1 protein-coding gene is annotated in these 202 nt (G+C 62.9%); it reads left to right on the forward strand.

The window, feature by feature from the left end:
- On the forward strand, positions 1–202 hold a 202-nt coding region (locus L981_RS35355; protein WP_043627231.1), incomplete at both ends, for a hypothetical protein.

Here is a 202-nt window from a genome sequence, read left to right on the forward strand (position 1 = left end):
ACGTTCCATTCCGCGGGCACCTGCACCATCAATGCCGACGCAGAGGGCAACGTTGCTTATTTCCCGGCACAGACGATCACGCGGTCGTTCGCCGTTAATCCGGCCTTGCCGGACGCACCGACGATCGGCGCGGTAACGACGCTTGATCCGGATGGTGCCCAAGTCAACTTCACGCCACCCGTCAACAATGGCGGCGGGGCGA

Origin of the sequence: Ensifer sp. ZNC0028, from assembly GCF_000799055.1 — a bacterium.
GTDB lineage: Bacteria > Pseudomonadota > Alphaproteobacteria > Rhizobiales > Rhizobiaceae > Ensifer.